The organism is Leisingera sp. M523 (genome assembly GCF_025141335.1).
In the GTDB taxonomy this organism is placed as follows: Bacteria; Pseudomonadota; Alphaproteobacteria; order Rhodobacterales; family Rhodobacteraceae; genus Leisingera.
Genome location: NZ_CP081036.1, coordinates 503,123 through 527,419 on the forward strand (window position 1 = coordinate 503,123; position 24,297 = coordinate 527,419).

The 24,297-nt window shown below is 59.7% G+C and carries 16 protein-coding genes; 6 read left to right on the plus strand and 10 right to left on the minus strand.

All coding sequences use genetic code 11. The features are described 5' to 3' along the window. Window positions 1–7 precede the first annotated feature (7 nt). Together tcuA and tcuB are read left to right on the plus strand one after the other, a co-directional pair. Window positions 8–1,384: an FAD-dependent tricarballylate dehydrogenase TcuA gene (gene tcuA, locus K3557_RS02470; protein WP_259997434.1), complete on the plus strand. Its 1,377-nt coding sequence runs from the start codon at window positions 8–10 to the stop codon at window positions 1,382–1,384. Further along, window positions 1,377–2,462 carry a tricarballylate utilization 4Fe-4S protein TcuB gene (tcuB, locus tag K3557_RS02475; RefSeq protein WP_259997435.1) on the plus strand — a complete coding sequence of 362 codons (1,086 nt, stop codon included), beginning with the start codon at window positions 1,377–1,379 and terminating at the stop codon, window positions 2,460–2,462. Before tcuA ends, tcuB begins: the two co-directional genes overlap by 8 nt. 218 nt (window positions 2,463–2,680) lie before the next feature. Here tcuB and K3557_RS02480 read toward each other — a convergent pair whose 3' ends face one another. The 5 genes from K3557_RS02480 to K3557_RS02500 all read right to left on the minus strand — a co-directional run bounded on the left by K3557_RS02480 (window position 2,681) and on the right by K3557_RS02500 (window position 8,721). After that, window positions 2,681–2,893, minus strand: coding sequence for a hypothetical protein (locus tag K3557_RS02480; protein ID WP_259997436.1), 213 nt, complete (start codon window positions 2,891–2,893; stop codon window positions 2,681–2,683). A gap of 303 nt (window positions 2,894–3,196) precedes the next feature. Beyond that, the gene (locus K3557_RS02485; RefSeq protein ID WP_259997437.1) at window positions 3,197–4,288 is read right to left on the minus strand and encodes an ATP-binding protein; all 1,092 of its coding nucleotides are present in this window, start codon (window positions 4,286–4,288) and stop codon (window positions 3,197–3,199) included. Then, the gene (locus K3557_RS02490) at window positions 4,260–4,754 is read right to left on the minus strand and encodes a response regulator (RefSeq protein WP_129371885.1); all 495 of its coding nucleotides are present in this window, start codon (window positions 4,752–4,754) and stop codon (window positions 4,260–4,262) included. Before K3557_RS02490 ends, K3557_RS02485 begins: the two co-directional genes overlap by 29 nt. A 258-nt stretch (window positions 4,755–5,012) precedes the next feature. Further along, window positions 5,013–5,720 carry a response regulator gene (locus K3557_RS02495; protein WP_259997438.1) on the minus strand — a complete coding sequence of 236 codons (708 nt, stop codon included), beginning with the start codon at window positions 5,718–5,720 and terminating at the stop codon, window positions 5,013–5,015. Between the two features lie 502 nt (window positions 5,721–6,222). After that, window positions 6,223–8,721: a HAMP domain-containing methyl-accepting chemotaxis protein gene (locus tag K3557_RS02500; protein WP_259997439.1), complete on the minus strand. Its 2,499-nt coding sequence runs from the start codon at window positions 8,719–8,721 to the stop codon at window positions 6,223–6,225. Between the two features lie 380 nt (window positions 8,722–9,101). On the opposite strand from K3557_RS02500, the gene K3557_RS02505 reads away from it, so the two are divergent. Beyond that, entirely contained in the window at window positions 9,102–9,815 is a 714-nt protein-coding gene (locus K3557_RS02505; RefSeq protein WP_259997440.1) for a serine protease, read from the plus strand. Window positions 9,816–9,884: 69 nt separating this feature from the next. On the opposite strand, the gene K3557_RS02510 is transcribed toward K3557_RS02505, so the two are convergent. From K3557_RS02510 to K3557_RS02525, 4 genes are all read right to left on the minus strand, one after another. Next, a complete protein-coding gene (locus K3557_RS02510; RefSeq protein WP_259997441.1) occupies window positions 9,885–11,063 on the minus strand; it encodes an HlyD family type I secretion periplasmic adaptor subunit in 1,179 nt (392 codons plus the stop codon). Next, the gene (locus tag K3557_RS02515; protein ID WP_259997442.1) at window positions 11,060–13,378 is read right to left on the minus strand and encodes an ATP-binding cassette domain-containing protein; all 2,319 of its coding nucleotides are present in this window, start codon (window positions 13,376–13,378) and stop codon (window positions 11,060–11,062) included. The genes K3557_RS02510 and K3557_RS02515 overlap by 4 nt, the downstream gene beginning before the upstream one ends. Then, a complete protein-coding gene (locus K3557_RS02520) occupies window positions 13,375–14,664 on the minus strand; it encodes a TolC family protein (RefSeq protein ID WP_259997443.1) in 1,290 nt (429 codons plus the stop codon). Before K3557_RS02520 ends, K3557_RS02515 begins: the two co-directional genes overlap by 4 nt. A 72-nt stretch (window positions 14,665–14,736) precedes the next feature. After that, on the minus strand, window positions 14,737–17,259 hold the full coding sequence (locus K3557_RS02525) for an Ig-like domain-containing protein (protein ID WP_259997444.1): 2,523 nt from the start codon (window positions 17,257–17,259) through the stop codon (window positions 14,737–14,739). A gap of 727 nt (window positions 17,260–17,986) precedes the next feature. Between K3557_RS02525 and K3557_RS02530 the strand changes: the two genes are divergently transcribed. From K3557_RS02530 to K3557_RS02540, 3 genes are read left to right on the plus strand one after another with little or no spacing between them, the layout of a single operon-like run. Continuing rightward, on the plus strand, window positions 17,987–19,921 hold the full coding sequence (locus tag K3557_RS02530) for a PrkA family serine protein kinase (RefSeq protein WP_259986913.1): 1,935 nt from the start codon (window positions 17,987–17,989) through the stop codon (window positions 19,919–19,921). A gap of 18 nt (window positions 19,922–19,939) precedes the next feature. Beyond that, a complete protein-coding gene (locus tag K3557_RS02535) occupies window positions 19,940–21,277 on the plus strand; it encodes a YeaH/YhbH family protein (protein ID WP_259997445.1) in 1,338 nt (445 codons plus the stop codon). Further along, window positions 21,264–22,778, plus strand: a complete 1,515-nt coding sequence (locus tag K3557_RS02540) for a SpoVR family protein (RefSeq protein ID WP_259997446.1) — start codon at window positions 21,264–21,266, stop codon at window positions 22,776–22,778. The genes K3557_RS02535 and K3557_RS02540 overlap by 14 nt, the downstream gene beginning before the upstream one ends. Before the next feature lie 112 nt (window positions 22,779–22,890). On the opposite strand, the gene K3557_RS02545 is transcribed toward K3557_RS02540, so the two are convergent. Further along, window positions 22,891–24,003: an S-(hydroxymethyl)glutathione dehydrogenase/class III alcohol dehydrogenase gene (locus K3557_RS02545; RefSeq protein WP_259999527.1), complete on the minus strand. Its 1,113-nt coding sequence runs from the start codon at window positions 24,001–24,003 to the stop codon at window positions 22,891–22,893. Window positions 24,004–24,297: the final 294 nt, after the last annotated feature.

Below are 24,297 nucleotides of genomic sequence, written 5' to 3' on the forward strand. Positions count from 1 at the left end.
CGAGATGATGAGCAATCCCGATATCGTTGTGGCGGGCGGCGGCAATGCCGCCCTTTGCGCTGCGATCACCGCGGCGGAGGCGGGCAAGCGCGTGCTGATGCTGGAGGCCGCGCCCATGCCCTACCGCGGTGGCAACTCGCGCCACACCCGCAACTTCCGCTGCATGCATGACGGGCCTCTGTCGGTGCTGACCGGCACCTACGGAGAGGATGAATATTACAACGACCTCTTGCTGGTGACAAAAGGCAAGACCGACGAACACTTGGCCCGCATGGCGATCCGCGGCAGCCAGGAGAGCCAGCCCTGGATGGAGGCGCATGGGGTACGGTTCCAGCCCTCGCTGTCGGGCACCTTGTCGCTGAGCCGCACCAACGCCTTTTTCCTTGGCGGCGGCAAGGCGCTGGTCAACGCCTATTACCGCACCGCGGAGGCGCTGGGGGTTGAGGTACTCTATGAGGCGCCAGTCACCCATATCGAACTGGACAGGGACCGGATTGCCAGGGTTGATTTCACCCATGGCGGCGCGCGCCACAGTTTCAGCCCGCCCGCGGTGGTGGCGGCCTCTGGCGGTTTTCAAGGCAATATCGAACGGCTGGTGGAGGCCTGGGGGCCGGAGGCGGAGAACTTCCTGATCCGCGGCACGCCTTACAACCGCGGCGATGTGCTGTTCAATCTGCTGGGGCAGGGGGTGCAGTCCATCGGCGATCCGACCCAATGCCACGCAGTGGCGATCGACGGCCGCGCGCCCAAGTTCGATGGCGGCATTGTCACCCGGCTCGACTGCGTGCCGTTCTCAGTGGTGGTGAACAAACACAGCGACCGTTTCTACAATGAGGGCGAGGACGTTTGGCCCAAGCGCTATGCGATCTGGGGACGGCTGGTGGCTGCCGAGCCGGAGCAGGTGGCCTATTCGATCATCGACTCGAAGTCCAAGGACCTGTTCATGCCCTCGGTCTTTCCGCCGGTCACTGCGGACACGATCCCGGAACTGGCGGGCAAGCTGGGGCTGGAGCCGCAGAAACTTACGGAGACTATCGAAGCCTTTAACGCCGCCTGCCGCCCCGGCAATTTTCACCCGGCTGAGCTGGATGGGCTGGCGACCGAAGGCCTCACTCCTCCCAAGACCAACTGGGCCCGCCCGATCACCGAGCCGCCGTTTTACGGCTTCTCGCTGCGCCCCGGTGTGACTTTTACCTATCTGGGATTCAAGGTGGACGAGACCGCCCAGGTGCAAGGTGCGGATGGACCGGTGGAAAACCTCTGGGCCGCGGGCGAGACTATGGCCGGCTCGATCCTGGGCCAGGGCTATCTGGCCGGCTTCGGCATGGCCATCGGCACGGTATTCGGCCGCATCGCAGGCCGGGAGGCCGCCCGATATGTTTGAACGGAGCCAAATGGAGCGCAAGGCGGCGGCCCGGATCGACGAAGCCCGCCGCCAGATCGAGATCTGCAATGCCTGCCGTTACTGCGAGGGCTATTGCTCAGTCTTTCCGGCAATCATGCGCCAGCGCAGTTTTGCCGAAACCGATATTACCCAATTCGCCAACCTCTGCCACAACTGCCGCGGCTGCTACTACGCCTGCCAATACACCGAACCGCATGAGTTCGACCTGAACCTGCCCGGTATTCTGGCAGAGGTGCGCACCGAAAGCTGGGAGCGCTTTGCCTGGCCCAGCCCCTTGGCCCGGCTGTTCCAGAGCAGTGGCACGGCGCTGGCCGTGGCCCTGATGCTGGGGTTTGCAGTGCTGTTCTGGGCCGCACAGACGCTGCGCCCCGAAAGCGGTGAAGGTTTTTATGCGGTGATGAGCCACGGGCTGATGGTCTCGGTGTTCATGCCCGCCTTCCTGCTGCCGCTTCTGGCGCTGTTTGTGTCCTTGCGCCGATATTGGCGCCATGTGGGCGGGCAGGGGGTTTGGATGTCCCAAATCCGTCAGGCATTGAGCCGTGCCGCATATATGAAGGACCTGTCAGGCGGTCAGGGGCAGGGGTGCAATTTTGAAGACGAAGACCGCTTTTCCAACGCACGCAGATACGCACATCAGGCGGTGGTGTGGGGGGTCTTCATGTGCTTCGGGTCAACCGTATCGGGTACCCTTATGCATTACGTTTTCGATTGGCCCGCGCCCTACGGGCTGCTCAGCCTGCCTAAGCTGCTGGGCGTTCCAGGCGGGCTGCTGCTGACAGCAGGCTGCCTGGAACTGGCCCGGCTGAAGCTTAAGGCTGATCCGGCCCTGGGAGCCAGACGGGTATGGGCCGGAGAAATGGGGTTTGTGCTGCTGCTGGGGTTCGTATCGCTCAGCGGCTTGTTGCTTTATGCTTCTGCGGGCACTGCGGCGGTTGCGGTTTTGCTGCCGTTGCATCTTGGCGCGGTGCTGACCTTTTTTTTGCTGATGCCCTACACCAAGATGGTGCATGGGTTCTTTCGTCTTGCGGCACTGATCAAGGACGCGGCAGGTAATTAGCAGTCTGAAAGACCGAGTAATCGCAACGCGCTGGACGATATCCTGGCCCGTTTCATTTGAACGCAGCGCAAGCTTAAGAATGTGTGCCGGAAGCAGGTTCGCCAAAAAGGGCATTAAGGAATAGTTTTCAACTCAAAGGCCGCTCGCATCACCGGACTGGCCTCCGTGATTATCGAAACGGTCAATGTCTCCGGTGCGCCGGCGGGCGAGTTGCCTTATCATTTTGGCCTTACGCGCATTGCCGGACCTGCGGCAATATCCATAAAGAGGTTGCTGAAGAAGTCTGGCTTCAATGCGGTTCCATAAACATAGTTCTCTCTTAGCAGAATGACTACGGAGGAAATTATGCGCGGAACAGGGAAGATGAGCGGAATTCTGTTCAACAATGCCGCCATGGAAAAGCAGAGTCCTGAGCGGTCTTCTTTGCGCATCCGCTGTCGACTGTCCCCGCCGGGATGACTGCTGCCGAAACAGCGGATGCGCAAGCGGGATACCCGCACCTCCGGTCACTATTGTGGTAATGTGCCGTGTCCCTTGGGGCGGCCAGATTACATCAAGGTTTTATTTTACACTGGAACCCAGAGCAGGAAACCGCGTATTTGCTGTCCGCGCTGAAGGGGCTGGGTGAAGGACATCTGAATGCTCTTTGGCCCTGCAGGCACCGGGCGGGGTGCAATCGTGATCTGCCTTTCCTTGTATAGTGCTGCCTGCCGCGGGAGGGAGCAATATAACAATCAGGCCGTTTCCCGTGCCAGTCCGGCCTCAAGGTCGATTGTGAAGCGGATTGTGGTGCCTGCGTCCACCTCTGGATCGCACCAGATCGTTCCGTTGTGACGCTTGGCGATCTTGGCGCAGGTCGCTAGACCCAAACCGCTGCCTGGTTGATCACTGCCACGCTGCAGCCGCTTGAACGGCTCAAAAATCTTTTCCCGGTATTGCGCTGGAACGCCGATTCCGTTGTCGGCAACGGATATCATCAATCCGGACCCGGCACGTTCCGCAGTCACGGAAATCTCAGCGGTTTTGCCACCGCTGTATTTGATCGCATTGCCGATCAGGTTTTGCAGCAATTGCACGATGTCCGGCGGGAAGCACAAGCCGGCCAGCCCGCCGGAATGCCATCGTATCCGGACGCCGGATTGCACAAGATCCTGCGCCATGACTGCCCGCAGGCTGTCAAAGAGGCTTTCGACGGTCACATGGGCAGGCTTGCCATTGCTGTGCGGGTTGATATGGGATGCCAGCCCTTCGATCAATTCAGACGTTTTGCGCACCGATTTTTTCATCAGTTCGAATTGCCGGGCCACTTCCTCAAGATCGCCGTTCTGGTAGTCCTCGTGTATCTGATCGCTAAGGAATTTTATGGCCCGGATTGGCGCCCGCATATCATGTACCAGCACATCGGAGAAAAGGCGCAGCTCGTTCTGCTGTTCCTGGATTCGCCAGCGCATGTCTGCAACTTTCTGCCCGTTCTTGATCATCCGCATCAGGGCTTCAGAAGTGATCGCAGATTTTGGGATGTAGTCACTTGCGCCGGCCAAAATGACACTTTTGGCGATTTCCTCATCCCCCTGACCGGTCGTCATGAACAAAACCGCCCGCGGCCAGGTTTCGGTCAGCCGCGCAATCAGGTCGAGTCCGGTGCCATCCGGCAGGAGATAGTCCAGCAGGATCACTTCCACAGGAAGGCCGGAGTGAGACAAGGCGGCCTCTCCGCAGTCGGCCTCAATTACATTGGCATCCGGATACAGATGCTGCAGCAGTCTGCGCGCTAGTTTCCGGTCACCGGCGTCATCATCAATGACCAGAATGTTGAGGACCGTCATCGGACACCTTTCTGACGTGGATATCGGGCAGTTCTACTATGCGCCAGTAGTTGTCGAGGGTTGCCATCAAGTCGACAAACATGCCACCGGCATTGGATTTGAGAATGTATCCAGCGACATTGTTGGCGTAGGCGGCGGAAATATCCCGTTCGTCGGCAGAGGTTGTCAGCACGATAAAAAGGACCTTGTGCAGCACCGGATCAGCGCGGATTTCCTTCAGAAGCTCAATCCCGTTCTTGCGGGGCATATTGATATCGCTCAACACAACAAAGTTGGGCGGCGGCACTTGGTGCATTTCACCGCGCAGAAACGCCAGAGCCTCAACTCCGTCCACGAACCGTTTGATCGGGTTGGCAATCCGGGCCCGGTCGAATGCGCGGTTCAGGGCTTTTGCATCACCGTCGTCATCTTCGACAAGGATAATGTTCAGGGCCGGGCGGCTGGCGGTTTGGGAACTGGAAATCATGTCGCCATGTCCTTTATTGTCGTTTCCTGCGGCTACTTCACCCTGCAGAATGCCCCTCTGGGCCGTCCTGGTTGAGGCCCGGCATCATAGCAGCCAGACTCTGAACCCGGCATTTTGGAACGGGGTGGCCGGCAAGGGAATGTCGCGGGCGAGTGACCCGGATGGCACGAAAGAAAATGAACACAGCTTTGACCTTCAGTTTCATGAACGCCTTGGACATATCTAAGGTTCTTTTGTGCAGACCCGTGAAGCGGAATGTTATTGGAGCAGGCTGGGATTCGCCTTCGCAGTGATTTCCCGGGTGTCTGAAATGACGCTGTCCAGGTCATCCATGAACACAACCAGATCTTTGCAGCTTCGCTCAAGAAGTGAGACGTCGGACAGAATGGCGGAAGGCACGGTGTCATCCTGCCGGGCTTGTGTCTTGATCATTCGGACACCGGCAAGTGTGCGGCTCAGCAGCAGCCGAAGGTCTGGGCCGCAGCCGACAATGAAGCGCTTGAATATCCGCCGGAGCTCTTTTTCAGATGCACGCGCGCTGCTGAGCTGGCCATAAAGCGCCCGGCGTTCAATCGCGGAGGCGATGGATTTGATCAGCGTGTCGGCGGACAGCTCTTCCTTGACTATGTAGTCGGCGCAGCCGCGCCGCATGGCTTCAACGGCAATTTGATAGTTAGTCATGCTTGTCAGCATTATCGGCACGGCCTGGACTTGCTCTTCATGCGTCAGCAGAATTTTGAGTGCGTCAAGCCCGGTGTCCATGCCAAGGTTATGATCCAGAAACACCAGATCAAATTGTTCTATCTCCAGCTGCTGGCGCATTTCTTCCAGGTTGGCAGCCTCAAAGAATTCAGCTTTCATCCCGGCTTTGCGGCATAGTTTACTTAAGCGTAGCCTGTCGATTTCATCATCATCCACAGACAGGATGTTGAGTATGACCGGCTGCAGCACCGGCGGGGCAGTCATGTCCGAATAGCTAGCATTTCTCATTATCTTCCCCTTGTGAAACACATTTTGCCCGGGGGTGTGAGTATCCGGGTCCACTCGTATAAGGGTAACTTACCACATGTTGACTGTCGCATAGGTTAATTACCCTGACGAATTTGACTTAAGAAATCCGAAGCTGTGGATAGAGTTCGGGTTTTTTTGCGCCAAATTGCGTTGTGACAGCCCATTTTGTGAAATCTTTGCGTTTCGGAATGTGAGCGGATTGGAAACAGCTCTGCTGCCGAGCGAAAATGGGGAGGGTTTTCTGCAATTTGGACAGAATTGCCTTTGCAAGGACGGCCTCGCCCGTTTGATTGAGCACTGTTCAGACTTGTGCAGTCGGAATGCGAGCCCGCGGGTTACAGTTCTTTGGGCAGAAAGCGGCATGCCCGAAGTCCGGACACACCGCATTTGACAGGCGGGAACACATGAAGTCAGGCCTTTGCCGGCCTTCATGGTACTCTGTTCTTTTCGGCTGGGGTTAGAAATTCTCCCACTTGGCGATACCGTCCGTTCCTGTTGCTGCAGACGGGGCTGGCTGGTCTGTGGCGGCCATATCCGCCGCAGCGTTGTCAGCGGAAGTGCTGTTCCGGACGGGTAGCTGAATGCCCTGTGCAGCCCGGGATTGGCTGTTGATCGTGAAATGCGCCACAAGTTCTGCCAATTTGCCCGCATCACTGTTCAGCATGTGACCTGCGGCGGTTGCCTGTTCCACCATTGCCGCGTTTTGCTGGGTCACCTGATCCAGCTGAGTAACACCAGTGTTGATCTCATGCAGTCCTGTCGATTGCTCCGCAGCCCCTTCGGCAATGCCGGAGACAAGCTCTGTGATTTGAGCAACCCGCGTGACAATGCTCTGCAGCGCCTCGCCGGCCTTGCCGACCAGATCGACCCCGCGCTTCACCTGTTTGGAACTGTCGCCGATCAGCGTTTTGATCTCCATTGCCGCGTCCGAAGACCGCTGCGCCAGCGCGCGCACTTCAGAAGCGACCACGGCAAACCCCTTGCCGGCTTCGCCTGCCCGCGCGGCCTCGACGCCTGCATTCAAGGCCAGCAAATTGGTCTGGAAGGCGATGTCGTCGATGACGGAAATGATCTGGGAAATGTGGTTCGAACTCTGCTCGATCTCAGTCATTGCGGAAACGGCGTTCTGTACAACCGAGTCGCTGGTCTCAGCTTCCGAACGCGCTTCGTCCATGGTGGACTCGACGCTGCGGGCGCCGTCTGCGGCGGATTTCACCGACGCAGTCAGCTCATCCAGCGCCGCGGCTGTCTGTTCCAGCGTTGCAGCCTGGCTTTCGGTGCGGTGCGACAGATCATCAGACGCTTGACTGATCTCGGCAGCGCCGCTGCGGATACTGGCAGCAGCTTCGACAACTTTCTGCACAGTCTCGTTCAGGGTTTCGAGCGTCAGATTATAGTCATGGCGCAGTTGCTCGTGATCTTTGGGGAACGTTTCAGTTATTGGGCGGGAAAAATCCCCGGCCGATAGCCTGACCAGTCCGGCGCTGAGGCTTTCGACCACCATTTGCTGTTCCAGCTGCAGTTTGTTGCGATGCTCCTCGGCGCTGCGGGCCTGTCTAAGGTCTAATTGCATCGAGACAAGCGTCTTGCCGATTTTGCCAATCTCATCGGACCGGTGGGCCGCTTCGACATCGGTCTCCAGGTTTCCTGACGAAACCGCTTCCATATCGGTGCAAATACGGTCGATCGGCTTGGTGACTGAACGCGCCAACAGCCAGCCCGCCACTGAAACCAATGCTGCACAGCTGAGGGATATCAGGATCATCAATCGCCGTTGCGTTACTGCCGGGGTCAAAATTTCGGCCCGGTCAAGCTCTGCGACCAGCGCCCACTGGAGGTTGCGGAAAGCCACCGGCATTGAAACCGCAGCAATTTCCCGGCCATCGGCCTTGGCAATAGAAGGGTAAAATGTTCCGGCAGATGTGATTTCTTCGTCCGCGGCCGGCAGGGGCGCTGCGGCAAAGGCACCTTGTATATGGGGCAGAGGCGGCAATTCCTCCAGCAGAGCATGCCCGTCTTCAAGCCGGGAAGGAGTCCGTGCCTTGAGGTCTTGCCCGGCAAGGTAGACGTCCAGCGTGTTCAGCTCCCCAGCATAGCTGGAGGTGATCCCGGCGATGCCGTCAATTGCGGCCTGCAGCGCAAAGACACCGATGTAGCGCCCGCCGCTGTCCACGATACGGGTGGCAGCAAATGCCGCGGGAGCACCAGCACTGGGCTCATAAGATGCGATGTCGGAAAAATACACCGTGTCTTTCTCCCCGGCCGCAGCCAGCTGGAACGCATGGGCAAGACCAGACTCCTTGAAGGGGCCGGCAGACAAGTTCGTCGAGTAATCGGCTTCCTTGGCGACAGAAAAGATAACGTCGCCCGACGGGCTGATCAGGAATATGTCGTAAAACCCAAGCCGCTCCATCATCTTTTTGAAGGCTGGGTGGTTGCGTTCGAAGTGAATGTCATAAGGCGACGCGGCAGAGGCAAACATCGAAAGGTTCTGAACCTCTTCTTGACCGGATCCTTCCCGGGTGGCCCAGGTCACGCTTAGGTCTTTCATTGCCTTGGCGGTTGATGGGACTGAAGAAATTGTCAGGATCGCGGCCTCGATAGAGGCGAGATAGGATTGAAGCGCCGCCTCGCGGTCCTGTATCATCGATTGCATGAATATTTCGGCATCGTGAACAACACTGCGACGGAAGTAGCTGCTGCTGAAAGCAATCAGGACAATTGTCAGGGTAAGTGCAGAGCCGATGACAAGCATTGGCAGCTTGTGAGCCAGTTTCAAGGAACGGAACATTTCTAACTTTGCGACCTCCGGAATGCATCCGCCGGGCAGTGGATGCAGGCATTGATATTGCCCCTGATACAACGCCAGATAGATTTTCGATCTGTTAAGACACCTGCAATTTCCAGAAATGAGCTGGGCAGGCAGCATCGGTCCCGGACAGATCGCGTTAACCATTTGGGCGGTCTCGCAGCCAGCGGGCTGATGTGCCCAGTGCACCGTTCTGCTTCGAAAACATGGAAAACGTTAACGTATCAGAGAATTGGGAGCCTCGATTCGGGGGGGTGCAGTCCAGATCCAGGGGGCTCAAGCCGGTGAACGGCTGCGGAATTCTCTTTGTTTGTTCATGGTTTGGAAAAAATATTAACGAATTGTTTACTTTCCCTGGCGCTGCGGGGGGCTTTTTTGCCATGGTTAAGCATCAATAACCGGGGGGGTTAGGGAATTGTTAACGCTGCCACATTCTGTCCATGAATCCGTCTCAGCCTGGCAACATTGGGCCTCATTCCAGCCGCACGCCTGAATAACGATGCGTCTGTGGGAAGCTGGAGTGGATAATGAGACTTCTTATTGCTGCGATTGCGGCGTGCCTGTCATTGGGCATGCCCGATGGCGTGGCTGCGGATGATTCGCGGTCCAACGTCAGATCAATGGAAGGGTGGGAGGCCGTGGGACGGCTGAACATCTCCAACAAAAACATGTGCACCGGGGCGCTGGTTGCACCGGACTTGGTGCTGACAGCGGCGCATTGCCTGTTCGATCCCAGGACGGGGGCGCGGGTTGACCCGTCCACGATCCGGTTCGAAGCGGGCCTGTCCGGGCGGCAGGCCGTGGCCCTGCGGCAAGTGGTGAAAGCGGTGATGCACCCGCAGTACCGGTACCGGCCTGCAGGCACCCATCAGATCGGCAGCGATCTGGCGGTGCTGAAACTTGACCGGCCGATCAGCGGCAGCCAGGTTCAGCCGCTGACAATGTCCAGCGGTGCGGCGCGGGGGGATATCCTGGGGGTTCTGTCCTATACCCGCAGGCATGCGACCCGGCCAAATCTGGAGCGGTCCTGCAGCGTCCTGGCGCGGCAGAGCCGGACCTTGGTGATGTCCTGCCTGGTGGATTTCGGTGCTTCAGGCTCACCGGTGCTGGAAATGCGCCCGGGATTGCCGCCGCGGCTGGTTTCGGTCATCTCGGCCAAGGCCGCTATGGGCAACCGCCGGGTGTCGATTGGAACGGCGCTGGATTCAACGCTGCGGGATCTGATGCGGCGGGCGGGCTAAGGACCCCAGCAGAACAAAGCGGAGCTTTCCGCCTGCCGCCGGAAACGGAGGCAGGCGTCTTCCTTTGCATCAAGGCTCGCGCAGGGCTTCGCGGGACTTGTAAAGCGGTTTCAGCAGATACTGCAGCACGGTCTTGGCGCCGGTCTGCAGTTCCGCTGTTGCCCGCATTCCCGGGCGGATTTCGATGGTTTGCTGGCGTTCGGTAAAGCCGGATTTGTCGACCCGGACGGTTACCCGGTAATAAGGTTCGGCGCGTGGATTGCGTTCGTCCTCGAAAGTGTCGGCGGAAACGAAATCCACCTTGCCGCGCAGGGAACCGTAGATGGTGTAATCATAGGCTGAAAGCTTGATCGTGGCGTCCTGGCCGGGCTGCACACTGGCAATGTTCTCCGGCTTGATGCGGGCCTCGACAAACAGCTCTTCGCCCAGCGGGATGATCTCCAGAATTTCTTCGCCGGGACGGATCACGCCGCCGATGGTGGTGACGGACAGGCTGTTGACAATACCGGCCATCGGCGAGGTGATGATGGTGCGGTTCAGCTGATCCACCGCCAGCCGCTGTTCCTGGCGCAGGGTGGTCAGCTCGCGCAATGTCCGGGAGTATTCCTCAGCCTGCTCCAGCTCTGCCTGGGTGCCGATCTCATTGTATTTGGCGCGGGCGTCGGTGGACAGTTTGCGGGCCTTGTTCACTTCGATCAAGGCCACGATCTTCTGCTTGTAGAGCCGCTCCATATTGGCCAGCTCGGCATTTTGCTGGTCGAGGATCTGCTTGGCGCTGTCACGGCGGCTGGTGAAATCGGTCTGGCGGGCAGTCAGCAGTCCGCGTTCAGAGGACAGGATGCCGGGGGAGCGCTGCGCCAGCATCTCCGGCACGGCAAATTCAAAGGCGCCCTTCATTTGCGCCTCCAGCCGGTAGCGTTTGATTTCGAGCGCATCGATCTGGTTTTGCAGCTCATCAGCCGCGGCGCGGAATTTGGTGTCCTGCAGCTTGGCCAGCACCTGGCCTGCGGTGACGATGTCGCCCTGGCGCACCTGGAGTTCAGCCAGAATGCCACCTTCGAGGTTCTGCACGATCTGGGCGCGGGATGATGACACCACCTGGCCTTCGCCGCGGACAATTTCGTCAATTGAGGCAAAAGCGGCCCAGATCAGGAAGGTGAGCAAGGCGGCAAGCACCAGATAGATGATGCGGCTGGCACTGCGCGGAGGCTCGGCGTTGCCGTAGGGGTCATGCAAAGACATGGTCATTTGCCCTCTCCAGCGGCCAGATGGGCCAGGACCTGGTCCCGCGGCCCGTCCACAACCATCCGGCCCGACTGCAGGATCAGGGTGCGGTTGGTCAGTGACAGGATCGGCATCCGGTGGGTGGCGATCACTGCGGTCCGGCCGTCCAGCCAGGTTTCCAGGCGGCTGACAAGGGTACGCTCCAGTGTTTGGTCCAACGCAGCGGTGGGCTCGTCCAGCAGTACCACCGAAGGATCCTGCAGCCACAGCTGTGCCCAGCCGATGGATTGGCGCTGGCCGATCGACAGACCATGGCCGCCATCGCTGATTTCCAGATCCAGACCCTTGTGGTGGTTGCGCACATGGGCGCCGAGGCCGGCAAATTCCAGCGCTTCCATCAGCCGGTCGTCATCACGCTCCAGCTGGTTAAGGTTCAAGTTGTCGCGCAGGGTGCCGGCAAACAGGCGCACGTCCTGGCTGAGATATCCGATGTTTGCGCGCAGGTCGCGCGGGTCGATCTGCGCCATGTCAGTGCCATCCAGCAGGATCCGGCCATGATCGGGCGCATAAAGCCCCGACAGCAGCTTGAGCAGGGTGGATTTGCCTGAGCCATTGACACCCAGCACCGCAACCCGCTGACCGGGGGTAACTGCCACCGCCTGCACATCCAGCGTCGGTGCGGCGTCGTCCTCATAGCGAAACAGGATCTCGCGCAGGTCGAACCGGCCCTCGATTTTCTGACGGCGCAGGTAGGTGCGTTCCTTCTCCTTCTCCTGCGGCGCCTGTGCAATCGCATCCAGCCCTTCGAGTGCGGCCTTGACGTTGCTCCAGCGCGCCAGAGTGCCGGCAAACTGCGTCAGCGGTGCCAAGGTGCGGCTGGTCAGGATGCCGGTGGCGATAATGGTGCCGACGGTGAATTCACCCGCGAAAACCAGCAGCGTGCCCAGCACCACAGCGGTGATATAGGTGGCCTGCTGCACCCCTTGCGACCAATAGGTGAGGGCGCTGGACAGCTTGCGCTGCTCAGTCGCGGAATGGGAGGACAGCGTGTTCAGCTCATCCCACAGCCGCAGCACCCGTTCCTCGCCGCGCTGGGTTTTGACGGTGTCGAGTTCCGTCACCACCTCATGCAGCAGCCGCCCGGCCTTGGCATTGGCGCCCTGGGTCTGGCGGGTCAGGGCGATCATCTTCTTCTGCATGAAATAGGCAGGCAGCAGCATCAGAACGCCGCCCGCGACAATCACCCAGACCACCGGCCCAGCGATGGAGGCAACCAGCAGCAGGAAGACCGCGATAAACGGGATATCGGCCAGGGTGGAGATGGTGGAGGAGGTAAAGAACTCCCGCACCGAGCCGAAATCGCGCATCGCGGCAAACAGGCCGGACGGCGGCAGCGGCTTCTTGTCCGAGCGCATGCCGATCAGGCGGCGCATCAGGTTGTGCTGCACCGACAGCTCGATCTGGCGGCCGGCGGCATCGGTCAGCCGGGCGCGGGCCAGCTTCAGCATCGCCTCCAGCGCAATTGCCAGAAAGGCACCGACTGCAAGCACCCACAGTGTGGCTTGCGACTGATGCGGCACTACGCGGTCGTAGACCTGAAGCGAGAACAGCGCGACCGAAACCGCCAGGATGTTGGCGACCAGCGATCCCAGCATGATCTCGCCCACCTGGCGGCGGTATTTCGGAAACTCGCTCCAGAACCAATGGCCGGGGTCGATCTGCGGCGTGTGTTTCGCCGCCATCTGCTTGAGCGAGGGGCGGGCCGACAGCACGGTGCCGGTGAAATAGGGGCCGAATTCACCCAGCGGCACTTCGGTGCGGTTGTCCGCGCAGGCGGTGTCGTAGATGGTCAGTGTTTCTTCGGTCTGGCTCAGCACCAGCACGCATTGGCCGCCGGACATGACCGCAAGCGCGGGCCAGAGGGCTGGGTTCAAGGTTTGCTTTTCCAGGATCTTCGGCTGCAGCCCGGTCGTGTGCAACGCCTTGGCCAGTGAATGCAGCGACAGGTCGCCCGGTGTTTCACTCCACAGGAAGGCGGCGACGTCGCTGACCGGCACTTCGCTGCCCTTCAGAGCGGCCAGGGTGGCAATCAGGCTGGCGCGGTGCTGAATGCGCGTTGCTGCGCCCTCCAGCAACGAGCCGACTTCAGGCTGGGTGTCCTGCGGCGGGGCTTTTGGCAGCGGATTGGCGTCCGGAGCGGGGACGGGCGCAGAGGCGGGCGTGTTGGCCGGCTGCATCGCCTCCGGTGCTCCGGTTCCGGATACAGGCACCGCCCGCAGCACCGGCTTTTTGCCGGAAGCGGGCAGCGGGCGGGGCGGCTTTTGGGTCGTGTCGGTCAAATCTTGTCCCCATCGGCCAGCAGCCCCAGGTCACGTGCCAGCTGCAGCTGAATCAGCACCGCCTCATATTTCGCGTCGATATAGGCTTGTTCACGGCGCACCAGCTCTTCGTAGACCTGGATCACCTCCATCACCGGGCGCTGGCCCGCTTCGAACTGCTTCTGGAACAGGCCGTAGGTCTCGCGGCTGCGGCGCACCAGCGCGGCGGTCTCACCCTCCTGGCGCTGGTAGGATGCAATTTGCTGGACCTGGCGGCTGTAGGTGCGGCGGGCAATCTCTTCGGTTTCGCCAATCTGGCGGGTGGCGGCCTCCTCGGTGGCCTCCAGCGCTTGAATGGCGGCGGGTGTGCCCAATCCCAGCGGCTGGCCAACGCCCAGCGTCAGCCCGGCACCGGATCCGTCGGAGGTTACATTGCCCGATGCCGCGATCTGCGGCAACAGCCCGGCGCGGCCGGACTTGGCCTGGGCAATGGTGCGGTCCGCTTCGGCGCTGGCCTTCAGCACGGCCAGGAACTGCACCTGCTCCGGCGGCGTGGCTATGCCCAGATGCGAGGGTTTCTGCGCAAAGGACTGGCCGGTCATCGCCTGCAGTTCCGCGCGTGCGGTGGCGGCGGCGTCACGGGCGGTGGCCGTGGCCGTGCGGATGCCGCTGATCTTGCTGTCCACCACATTGAGGTCGGCGCGGTCCGACACGCCGCCATCGACACGGCCCTGCACGATGCGGCGGAATTCCTGCATCCGGCGCAGGGCGCGGTTGCCATAGGCGGCCTTTTCATCGCCGCGCAATGCCGCTGCATACAGCCCGACAGCGGTTTCGACGCGGCTGTTCATGTCCTCGGACAGGCTGACGGCGGCCACTTCGACATCGGCGGCGGCAAAGGCGCGCTCGGCCTTGCGGCGGCCATTGTCAAACAGGACCTGCTCAATTAGCAGGCCTGCCACCAAATCCCCCAGATCGGTCAGGCTGACGGATGGGCCAAGGGTTGGCAGCCAGTTCTTTGAGGCCGCCTCGGCGCGCAGTTTGGCGCCGATCAGTTCTGCTTCGGCAGCGCGGGAAGAGGCGGCAATTGCGGCCTCGGCCACTTGCCCATAGGCGCTGTCCTGCGCCAGCAGGGAGCGGCGCTCCATCAGCTTGTGGATCACCTCTGAGGAGGCCTCGCCGGATTGTGCGAAATTGCTGCGCGGCGCGGTTTCTGCGCTTTCTCCGCCGCCGAACGGCAGCGTATGGGCGCAGGCCGACAGGCTGCACGTCACTGCGATGGCGCAAAAAAAGCGTCCCGGTTGCATCCTGCCATATGCCCTTTTGTTTTAGGCTTTTGATGTATTGGGCCCGGCGGCAATGACCGCCGGGCCGATAGATCAGATCACAACGTTGACGTCTTCATCCACGGACAGCGTGGTGCCGTCATCGCCGATTGTGTAGACATTGTACGTCTCGCCATCGACAGTCTCGGTTCCCGCGGCGGTGGCCCCGGTTATGGTGAGCGTGTCGTCAGCTTCCCCATGCACAGTGAGCTTGTCGGAATTGCCTGACAGCGCATTGATATCGGCCTCGGTCAGGGTCAGGTCGACGGCGTCGGCATGAACCAGGTTCAGCTCGTCGATGTTGAACTGCGAGAGGCCCGAATGATCCAGCACAGATGCGCCGGCGCCGTCTTCGAGCACCACCATTGTACCAGAGCTGTTGCCGGCGTCATCCACCCGGTTCACAACAAGATGCGAGCCGTCCGGCACGTCTGCATCGAAGTCGTACAGGGTCTGGCCGTTGCCAAGATCGGTTTCGGTGCCGCTGACATCCGAGACACTGCCAGTGCTGGTCAGCTCATGGATTGTGTCGCCGGCCTCGAAATCGTCGCTGAAAACACCGCTGACACTGGTGCCGGTGCTGATCACATCGCCAATGTTGGGGGCATCATATTCGGTGTCGACGCTGAAGCCCTCGGTCAGGGTCTGCGTGTTGCCTGCCGGGTCCGTGGCCGTGATTTCGGCTGTGGCCTCATAGGTGCCCTCGCGCAGGTCGCCGGGGTCAAACTCGGCAGTCCAGTTGCCGTCCGCATCCACCAGCGCGTCCCGGGTTACACCTTGAATGGTGACTTGTACTGCCGATCCGGGTTCGACGGTGCCGGACATCGAGAGGCCCGCAGCACTTTCCGCGAGGCTCACCACATCATCATCGGTCACGCTGTCCGAGGTGAAAGGCACCACCTCGGTGTCGATGGCCAGGGTGTCAGTGATTTCCGACGTATTGCCCACGGCGTCCGTGGCGGACACAACCACCGCTGCATCGTAGCTGCCCTCGGCAATGTCAGCGGCAGCAAAGGATGCGCTCCAATTGCCATCGGCATCAACTGTGGCAGTTTCGGTTGCATCACCCAGTTGCACGACAACCGTCGAGCCGGGCTCAACCGTGCCGGTCAGGGTCACCCCGTCGCTGCGTTCGGCCTCGTTGACGATATTGTCGCCTTCGATGCTGCCGGAATTCAGGGTGAGGGGATCGACCACAGTGTCCACATGCAGATCCGCCGTGGCGGTTGCCGTGTTGCCGGCTTCGTCGGTGGAGGTCACGCTGACAGTGGTGTCGTATTCACCGGCAGGCAGGGAGCCGGCTTCGAAGTCTGCGGCCCAGTTGCCGTCTGCATCCACGGTTGCGGTGCGGGTCACGCCCTCAACGGTGACGCTGACACTTGCCCCGGCCTCGCCGGTTCCGGTCAATGTCAGACCAGCGGTAGCTTCGGCGTTGCTGACAATGTCATCGCCGCCCGCTTGGCCATTGTCGATGTCTACGGCCGTGGTCGTGTCTACGCGGATTGTGCCGGTGACGCTGTCCGTATTGCCGAAAGCATCGGTCGCGGTGACGCTGACTTCTGAGTCGTATTCCCCGGAGGCAATTTCCGAAGCTGCAAAGTCAGCGCTCCAAGTCCCGCTTTCGGTCGCGGTAACCGTCCGGGTCACACCCTGGAAAGTGACTTCCACTGTGGCACCCGCTTCGGCGGTTCCGGTCAGGGTAACGCCATCAGCTGCTTCGGCGGCATTGATCATGTCGTCGCCGCCTGCCTGGCCCTCGTCGAGGCCGACAGTGGCAACCGTGTCGATTACGACGGCGGGACCATCCAGATCGAACTCAGTCCCGTTCGGGTCAACCACATGCACAGTTGTGTCATAATTGCCGTCCTCCGGCAGATCATCGACCGGGAAGCTGACGCTCCAATTGCCGTCGTCATCAACGGTTGTGGTGGCTGTGGAGGTTCCGACATTGACAGTCACATCGGATCCAGGCGCACCGGTGCCGGTGATAACGACCGGTTCGGTGGTGGAGTCAGAAACCGGGTAGCTGGCATCGGGGTTGTCGACCGTTGGCACAATGCCACCTGTCCCTTCGCCGCCGTCACCGCCGCCTCCGCCGGCAATTACAGCCGCACCAACGACGCCCGCCGCGGCCCCGGCCGCACCCAGCCCGCCGAACAGCGGCGCGGCCAGCGGTGCAACCACCGGTTCGATGCGGTCAACGTCCAGGAACACCATCTCATCGTAGGCGCTCCACTTTCCGGTCAGATCCAGCGGCTCGTATGTGGCAAAGAGCATGCCGCTGGATTTGTCTTCCAGGACAACTTCGGTGAATTCGCCCTCCTGGCTGAGGAACAGGTTCTTCCCGCCGGATGAGCCGTAGGAATAGTAGTTCTCAATCACAAGTTCCTGGCCATCGGCCAAGGCGATGTGCAGGTTGCCGCCCTGGCGGGAATAGCTTTCGACATCCGCAGGGCTGAGGTTCAGCGAGATATCCTTGGCATGGGCGGCGTCAATACGTGCCGGGGTGCCTTCGGAAAAGTTCCCATGCTGTGTAGTGCCCGCCATATCGCGGGTAATAAATGCGACCGTGCTCATTGTAATACCACTCATCTGTGCGCTGCGCCGCCGTAATCTGGCGGGTGCCGCGTCGTTCCGTTGCCTGTACGTTTGCCCATCGGCCGTCTTTTGCGGCCATTTTGAGGCCATACTGTGATGATTTTTATTGTCCTGTCCAGTGCATCAGGGACGGGATTCATGCAGTTTGGGCGGCAACCGTGTCCTGAGTGCCGCAGAATTTCTAAGGTTTTTCACGCAGCCGTGATATGGGGCGGACGTATGGCTGGCGCGGGAGAATTGGCCGTCTTACCTTGCCGTATGCACTGCTAACCCTGTTGCCTGGACTTCAGAAGCAGAAGGGGAAAGCCCCCTGCATCTCTCTGATCAACAGTGGACGCGCGGCTGGAGGCTCTTGATTTGCCGCGGCGCGCAAGGCGGCCGCAACAACAGTGATCGCCTCGATGTGATGAAAATTTCCCGCAAAAGTTTCTGGCAATTAATTAAAAGTACACCACTTTCAGATAGTAAGAAGTACGTAATTGGTGTAAGCTTGAGAGTAAGCAACACGCCGCCAGCCTGGTATCCGGGCGCAGGCCGCCGCAAAGAGCGGCCAGCCGGACGTAGAACGCCAGAAACGGCGCCGAGCAGAAATCAGAACTCAACACTAACGCGGACATCCATGCCCACGTACCGGGCGCAGTCTGTCTGTTCGCGAGCTAAAACGCCAGGAGGAACGGCGCCAGATAACCAGGAGGCTTGATTCAAGATGAAAGACATTGCCGAACTTTTTGCAGAGCAGTACGGCGAAACCCGCGAGCAGGAGATGCCGCTGCAGGATTATTTGAACGCCTGCCGCGACGATCCAAGCATGTACGCCAACGTCGCCGAGAGGATGTTGAAGGCAATTGGCGAAGAGGAACTGGTAGACACGTCCAAGGACGCGCGGCTCGGGCCGATCTTTCAGAACCGGACAATCAAGCGCTACAGCGCTTTCCACGACTTCTACGGCATGGAAGACACCATCGAACGGATCGTCGGCTATTTCCGCCACGCCGCGCAAGGCCTGGAAGAGCGAAAGCAGATCCTTTATCTCTTGGGCCCGGTCGGCGGCGGCAAATCGTCTCTGGCGGAGCGGCTGAAGCGCCTGGTCGAAGAACAGCCGATCTATGTGCTGAAAGCCGGCGATCAGATCTCGCCGATTTTCGAAAGTCCGCTGGGCCTGTTTGATCCTGTCCGCATGGGCAAGGTTCTGGAAGAGGAATACGGCATTGTCCAGCACCGGCTGCCGGGGCTGATGTCGCCATGGGCCGTCCAGCGGCTGGATGAATTTGAAGGCGATATCAACAAGTTTTCTGTTGTTCGCATGTACCCTTCCCGCCTGCGCCGCATCTGCGTGGCCAAAGTGGAGCCGGGTGATGAGAACAATCAGGACATCTCCACCTTGGTCGGCAAGGTTGATATCCGCCAGCTGGAGCATTTCAGCCAGGACAACCCGGATGCCTACAGCTTCTCCGGCGGCTTGAACCGGGCGAGCCAGGGTGTTCTGGAATTTGTCGAGATGTTCAAGGCGCCGATCAAGATGCTGCACCCGCTGCTGACGGCGACACAGGAAGGCAACTATATGGGCACCGAAAGCTTTGGTGCGATCCCCTTCAACGGCCTGATCCTGGCGCACTCCAACGAGAGCGAATGGCAGTCGTTCAAGAATAACAAGAACAACGAGGCCTTCATCGACCGGGTGTCTATCGTCAAGGTGCCGTATTGCCTGCGGGTCTCGGATGAATCCTCAATCTACGAAAAACTGATCGAGTTCAGCGAATTGCGGGATGCGCCCTGTGCGCCGGAGACGCTGAAGATTCTTAGCCGCTTCTCGGTGCTGACCCGCCTGAAGCCGCATGAGAACTCAAACCTTTACTCCAAGATGCGGGTCTATGACGGCGAAAGCCTGAAGGACACCGACCCCAAAGCCAAGACCGTGCAGGAGTATCAGGACCGCGCTGGCGTGGACGAAGGGATGAACGGCATCTCAACCCGCTTCGCCTTCAAGGTGCTGTCCACTACTTTCAACTTCGACACGGACGAAGTGGCAGCGGATCCGGTGCATCTGATGTATGTGCTGGAGCAGATGATCAAGCGCGAGCAGTTTCCGCAGGAGACCGAGCAGAAGTACCTTGAGTTCATCAAGACGGAACTGGCGCCGCGTTATGAAGAGTTCATCGGCAACGAAATTCAGAAGGCGTACCTCGAAAGCTATACGGAGTACGGCCAGAACGTCTTTGACCGCTATATCTCCTACGCTGATGCCTGGATCGAAGAGCAGGATTACAAGGATCCTGATACCGGTCAGCTCTATAACCGCGAAGTGCTGGATGCGGAGCTTTCAAAGATCGAAAAGCCGGTTGGCATCGCCAATCCCAAGGACTTCCGCAACGAGGTCGTGAAATTTGCTCTGCGCCATCGCGCAAACACTGGCAGAAACCCGGCCTGGAACTCCTATGAAAAGCTGCGCGATGTGATTGAAAAACACATGTTCAGCCAGGTCGAGGAGCTGCTTCCGGTGATCAGTTTCGGCAGCAAGAAGGACAGCAAGACCGAAGGCAAACATCAGGAGTTCGTCGAGCGTATGCGCAGCCATGGCTATACCGACCGCCAAGTGCGGCGTCTGGTCGAATGGTACATGCGCGTTAACAAGGCGGGCTAAAGAGGAGCGCTGTGGCATATGCATCATTTCATCGACAGGCGCGCCAATCCGAAGGGCAAGAGCCTCGGGAACCGCCAGCGGTTCCTGCGGCGGGCCCGGGAGAACATTAAAGAACGCGTCGATCAGTCGGTCCGGGGGAAATCGATCCAAAGCGGAAGCGGCGTCCCGGACGAAGGCGAAAAGGTCACTATCCCGACCAGAGGGCTGAAGGAGCCGCGGTTCTTTCACTCTTCCAAGGGCGGCATGCGCCGTCATGTTCTGCCCGGCAACAAGGATTTTGTTGTCGGCGACACCATCAAACGCCCGGACGGCGGTGCGGGCGAGGGCGGCCGCAAGGCCTCCGAGGACGGGGATGGTGCGGACGAATTTTCTTTCACACTCACGCAGGAAGAATACCTGGAAATCCTGTTTGAAGGGCTGGAGCTGCCGGACCTGGTGGAAAAGGCCACGGTGGAGACCGAAACCATCGGCACCCGCCGGGCGGGCCTGACCACTGCGGGCACACCCAACAATCTCAATCTGGTGCGCACCATGCGCAATTCTCTGGGGCGCCGGATCGCATTGCAACGTCCGACCACCAAGTCGCAGCGGGATTTGGAAGAGCAGATCGCCGAGCTGGAAGCGCTGGAGGAACGCAGCCCGCCGCAAGAGGCATTTCTGGCCGAATTGCAAAAGAAACTCGAAGGCATTCTCCGCAAGCGCAAGGTCGTGGGTTATATCGACCCGCTGGATCTGCGGTATGATACCTTTGTACCGGAAAAGATCCGCAATTCCCGGGCAGTGGTATTCTGCCTGATGGATGTCTCAGGCTCCATGCAGGAGCGGGAGAAGGATCTGGCCAAACGGTTCTTCCTGCTGCTGCACCTGTTCCTGGAGCGTTGCTATGAACACACCGAACTGGTGTTTGTGCGGCACACTCATCACGCCCAGGAAGTCGACGAGGAAACCTTCTTCTATGCCAGGGAAACCGGCGGCACCATTGTGTCCACCGCGCTGGAGAAAATGAAGGAGATCATCGAAGAGCGCTACCCGCCGGATGAATGGAACATCTACGGGGCGCAGGCCTCGGATGGCGAGAATTTCGGCAATGACTCGGTGCGCTGCAAAAATCTGCTGCTGAACGACCTGCTGCCGGTCAGCCAGTTTTATGCCTATGTGGAAATCGTCGATGAGGCGGCGGAAATGCTGCTGAACAATCCCGAAGCAGGCGAAGACCTGTGGCAGAACTACCGTGACGTGAAGGGCCAGGCGCAGCATTTTGAAATGCAGCGTGTCTCGCAACCCGGCCACATCTATCCGATTTTCCGGGAGTTCTTCCTCCCCAAGGTGAAAGGGGCGCAGTATGCAGGCAGCTGAAAAGGCGCGCAAGCCGCTGTTCGACGGGCCGGAATGGACCTTTGAATTGATGGAAACAGCGCGCGACGCGATCGAGGAGATCGCGCTGGGCGACCTTGGGCTGGACGTTTATCCCAATCAGATCGAAATTATTTCGGCCGAGCAGATGCTGGATGCATACTCATGTGTCGGCCTGCCGCTGATGTATCAGCATTGGTCATTCGGCAAGCATTTCGCCCGCGACGAGGCGCTGTACCGCACTGGCCGCCAGGGTCTGGCCTATGAAATCGTCATCAATTCGAACCCCTGCATCAGCTACAACATGGAAGAAAACACCATGGCGATGCAGACGCTGGTGATGGCGCATGCGGCATTCGGGCATAACCATTTCTTCAAGAACAATTACTTGTTTCAGCAGTGGACAGATGCCGCTGGTATTCATGATTACTTGGCTTTTGCTAAGAATTACATCGCCGCTTGCGAAGAACGGTATGGCCCTTGTGCGGTCGAAGAGATTCTGGACGCGGCCCATGCGCTGCAATCCCAAGGCGTGTTCCGCTACGGACGCCCGCCCAAGCCGACCGCGGAAGAGCTGGTGGCGATGCAGAAGGTGCGTGAAGGGTATGAAAGCAGCCAAAGCGTGCTGGATATCTGGACCGACACGACCCTGGGCCGCGACAAGCTGGAACTGGTTGAAGATGCTGATTTCAGTGCGCGCCGCAAGCAGATGAATCTGCCGCAGGAGAACGTGCTTTATTTCCTGGAAAAGCACAGCCCGGTGCTGGAGGCCTGGCAGTGTGAGCTGCTGCGCATCGTGCGGATGCTGGCGCAGTATTTTTATCCGCAGAAACAGACCAAAGTGATGAACGAGGGCTGCGCGACCTTCGTGCACTACTACATCATTAACAAGCTTTATGAGCAGGGCCAAATCACCGAAGGCGCCTTTATGGAGATTATGCACAGCCACACCAATGTGGTGCTGCAGCCGGAATTTGACGATCCGCGTTTCTCCGGTCTTAATCCTTATGCGCTGGGGTTTGCGATGATGCAGGACATCCGCCGGATCTGTCAGGACCCGACTGATGAGGACCGCGAATGGTTCCCCGATTTCGCCGGTGATCCCGACTGGCGGAAAGTGATGCGCGATGCATGGGCGAATTACCGCGATGAAAGCTTTATCCAGCAGTTCCTGTCGCCGCATCTGATCCGTAAGTTCAAGCTGTTCACGCTGACCAATGACGCCGACCTGCCCAACCTGGTGGTAAGCCAGATCCATAACCGCGCGGGATACAAGGCGATCCGCCGCGATTTGGCAAAGCAGTATGATCTGGCTTACTTGGAACCTGATATTCAGGTGACAGACGCGGATCTGCGCGGTGATCGGGAATTGAAGCTGACCCATACTGTGCGGGATGGCATTCATTTGGATGAGGAGGATCAGGAAGAGGTGCTGAAGCACTTGCGCCGTCTTTGGGGGTATGATGTCAGCTTGGACGCGGTGGAGACCGCCTTCGAAAACTGACGCTCTCCACAGGGCCGGATCCGGCTTTTGGCGGCAGCTTTTCAGCCTTGCCGCGGAAACGAAAACGCAGGCCCCAGGGCCTGCGTTTTGCTGTTTGCGAACTGGATAGGGCTTAGAATTCCACCACGGCGCGGATGGATTTGCCTTCGTGCATCAGCTCGAAGCCTTCGTTGATCTGATCCAGCGTCAGCTTGTGGGTGATCATCGGATCGATTTCGATTTTGCCGTCCATGTACCAGTCCACGATCTTGGGCACGTCAGTACGGCCCGAGGCGCCACCGAAGGCGGTGCCGCGCCAGGACCGGCCGGTGACCAGCTGGAACGGCCGGGTCGAAATCTCGGCACCGGCGGGCGCCACACCGATGATGATGGATTCCCCCCAGCCCTTGTGCGCCGCTTCCAATGCGGTGCGCATGACGTTGACGTTGCCGGTCGCGTCAAAAGTGTAATCGGCACCGCCGCCGGTCACCTCGACCAGATGCGCCACCAAATCGCCCTCGACCTCAGCCGGGTTGACGAAATCCGTCATGCCGAACTTGGTGGCCATCTCGACCTTGCCGGGGTTCAAGTCGACACCGACGATCTGGTCAGCCCCGGCCAGCCGCAGGCCCTGGATCACGTTGAGGCCGATGCCGCCGAGGCCGAACACGATGGCCCGCGAGCCGATTTCCACCTTGGCAGTGTTGATCACTGCACCGATACCGGTGGTGACGCCGCAGCCGATGTAGCAGACCTTGTCGAACGGTGCGTCCTCACGGATTTTCGCCAGCGCGATTTCCGGCACCACGGTGTGGTTGGCGAAGGTCGAGCAGCCCATGTAGTGGTGGATCGGGGTGCCGTCCTGCATTGAGAACCGGGTGGTGCCGTCTGGCAAGAGGCCGGCGCCCTGGGTCGAGCGGATCGCCTGGCACAGGTTGGTTTTCGGGTTGAGGCAGTAATCGCACTCGCGGCACTCGGGCGTATACAGCGGGATCACATGATCGCCCGGCTTCAGGCTGGTGACGCCTTCGCCGACCTCAACCACGACGCCTGCGCCCTCATGGCCCAGGATCGCCGGGAAAATGCCTTCGGGGTCATCGCCCGAACGGGTGAATTCGTCGGTGTGGCACAGGCCGGTTGCCTTGATTTCCACCAGAACCTCGCCCGCTTTCGGGCCTTCGAGGTTCACTTCCATGATTTCCAGCGGTTTGCCGGGGGCAACCGCAACGGCGGCGCGGGTCTTGATCATGTGACTGGTCCTTCGTCCAAATTCTGCGGGGCCGGGCCGCCGCGAAGCGGATCCGGTTGAATGCGTAGCCAGCAGCAAGGCCGCGGGCCGGAATGACCCAGCGTTACATTTGCAGGCTGGCACACGCAAGCTTTGCCTCGGCACACTATCAGGAGCAGGGTACCGGGCCTTGCCCTGAATGCGACAGCCGGCCAACGGTCCGCGCCATTCCCGCGTGATGAAAAACTGCCGGTTCCCAGCAGCTTGCTGGAAAGATTCCAGTTATGGGAAGGAAATTGAATGCCGGGTCTT